This is a genomic window from Nocardiopsis sp. TNDT3 (assembly GCF_003427465.1).
GTDB classification, from domain to species: domain Bacteria; phylum Actinomycetota; class Actinomycetes; order Streptosporangiales; family Streptosporangiaceae; genus Nocardiopsis; species Nocardiopsis dassonvillei.
The window spans coordinates 1-2,381 of sequence record NZ_QPFC01000406.1 but is presented as its reverse complement, the minus strand read 5'-3'; the positions used below and the strand labels follow the sequence as shown (position 1 = coordinate 2,381).

The 2,381-nt window shown below is 76.2% G+C and carries 3 protein-coding genes; 2 read left to right on the top strand and 1 reads right to left on the bottom strand.

Translation table 11 applies throughout. The features are described from left to right. Positions 1-415: DUF418 domain-containing protein (locus tag DQW06_RS10800; protein ID WP_157983400.1), on the top strand; the 415-nt coding region annotated here is incomplete at its 5' end. On the opposite strand, the gene DQW06_RS10795 is transcribed toward DQW06_RS10800, so the two are convergent. Beyond that, entirely contained in the window at positions 381-1,322 is a 942-nt protein-coding gene (locus DQW06_RS10795) for a hypothetical protein (protein WP_013152111.1), read from the bottom strand. The two genes, DQW06_RS10800 and DQW06_RS10795, sit on opposite strands and share 35 nt — an antisense overlap. 153 nt (positions 1,323-1,475) lie before the next feature. Between DQW06_RS10795 and DQW06_RS10790 the strand changes: the two genes are divergently transcribed. Further along, positions 1,476-2,381, top strand: a 906-nt coding sequence (locus tag DQW06_RS10790) for an NAD(P)/FAD-dependent oxidoreductase (RefSeq protein ID WP_157983399.1), incomplete at its 3' end; no start/stop codon positions are given.

Here is a 2,381-nt window from a genome sequence, read left to right as displayed (position 1 = left end):
CGCCCCGGGCGCGGTCGGGGACGGGGGACCGCTGCCCGCGGTCCAGGCCGCCACGGGGCTGGCCTGCGGGCTGGGCTACGTCGCGCTGTTCGCCCTGGCCGCGCATGGACTGTCGCGACGGGGAGGCGTCGGCCGAACCGGCGCGGGCCGGGCGGTGACCGCGGTCGCGGCGCTGGGCAGGCGCTCCATGTCGGGTTACATGGCCCACTCGCTGCTCTTCTCCCCGCTGCTCACCGCCTGGGGCCTGGGGCTGGGCGCCCACCTCAACAGCGCGTCCATGGCGGCGTTCGCGCTGGCCGTGTGGCTGGTCACGGTCGTGGCGGCCTACGCCCTGGAGCGCGCCGGCCGCCCCGGCCCGGCCGAGTATCTGCTCCGTCGGCTCATCTACCGCCGGACCCGCCCGGGGCGGCGGTAGACGCGCCCTCCCGGTTCCGGAACCCGGCCAGCTGGTCGCGCAGGACCCCGTAGGTGGGGGCCAGGTCCCGTAGAACCGCGGCGGCCGCGCCGTCGTCGCCGGTGACGAGTGGGTACTGCAACGATCCGACCAGGCGGGCCTGCCCGGTCAGGGTCGCGGCCGCGTCCGCGTGGCCGACGCCGCGCAGGCAGGCCGCCGCGTCCGCCAGGCGCCGGGCGCCGACCCGGACCGCGAAGCCGACCAGGTGGCCGCGCAGCTCAGGGTCGCAGCCGCGCCCGACCAGGTCCGCGAGGGCCAGTGCCGCGTCGCCGTTGGCTCCGCCGAGCCAGTCGACCGCCCGGGGGACGGCCGCGCCGACCGCCCGGGCCGCGTCGACCCGTCCGACCCGGGTGAACTCGGTGCGCATGGTGTACGGCTCGGCGTAGGCGACGCTCTCGGCCCGCCAGGCGGCGGCGAAGGCGGCCCGCGGCAGCCGCGCGTAGGGGTGGCCCTGCGGGTCGTGCAGCGTCACGTGGGTGTCGTCGGCGCCGAGCACGACGACGTAGTGGTCCGCCCCGATCGGCCCGGTCATGCCGGGCTGGTGGCGCAGGTGGCCCATCTCGACGGGGCCGACCATGACCGGCCCCTCGTCCAGGGCCGCGATGAGACGGCCGAACGCGGTGTCGGCGTCGCCGCCGCTGGTGGTCCGCGCCGTCCAGCCCAGGGCGGTCAGCGCCTCGTCCACACCGATGCCGGGGTTCCAGCCGCACGGGTCGAAGAAGGCGAGCCCGTCCTCCAGTTGGACGCCGAAGGGGCTGCCGGTGACCGTCTCGACCACCGCGGCGTCGGGCGCGTCCCCACCCAGCATCATGACCAGGCAGTTGGAGTAGCAGTAGGGCCCCGAACCGCGGTACCACGTATCCGTCATCGCGCCAGGATGCCGTTTTTCCCGGGAAAACACCACCGGCGCGCGGCGGTCCGCAGCCGTGGCCCGGGGGCCCGCGGTCCTCTGGACCACCCCGTTTTTGCCGGTTCGGCAAAGGACTTTGGCAACGCGGCGCCGCGGCCGCATCGTGGCGGTATGAGCGAGAACGAGTTGGTACCGGCATCCGGTGAGGCGTGGGACGTCGTGGTGGTCGGGGGCGGTGCGGCGGGACTGTCGGCCGCGCTGACGCTGGCCCGGGTCCGCCGTTCGGTGCTGGTCGTCGACGCCGGGGAACCGCGCAACGCCCCGGCGGCCGGGGCGCACGGCCTGCTGTCCCGGGAGGGGATCCCGCCGCTGGAACTGCTCCGGCTGGGGCGCGAGGAGGTCGCCTCCTACGGCGGGCGGATCGTGTCCGGCCGCGTCGCGGGCGTGCGCCGGGAGGACGGGAACCTGGTGGTGAGCACCGAGGACGGGGGCCGCGCGGCGGCCCGGCGGCTGCTGTTGACCACGGGGCTGGTGGACGAGCTGCCCGACGTCCCCGGCCTCGCCCGGCTGTGGGGTCGGGACGTGGTGCACTGCGTGTACTGCCACGGCTGGGAGGTGCGCGACACGGCCGTCGGGGTGCTGGGGACCGGGCCGGGGTCGTTCCACCAGGCGCTGATGTTCCGGCAGCTGTCGTCGCGGGTGACGCTGTTCCTGCACAACGGCGTGGACCTGGGCGACGAGCAGTGGGAGCAGCTGGCCGCGCTGGGCGTCGGCGTGGTCGAGGGCGGGGTCCGCGGCCTGGAGGTCGACGACCGGGACCGGCTGGCGGGCGTGCGTCTGGCCTCCGGCAAGGAGATCGCGGTGGACACGCTGGCGGTGGCGCCGCGGTTCACCGCCCGCGCGGACTTCCTCTCCGACCTGGGACTGGCGTTGACGGAGCACCCGACCGGGATGGGCGCGCAGCTGGCCGTGGAGGCGGGCGGGTTCACCGGCGTCGAGGGGGTGTGGGCCGCGGGCAACGTCGCCGACGTGACGGCGAACGTCCCGGTCGCGGCGGCGTCGGGGACGCAGGCGGGG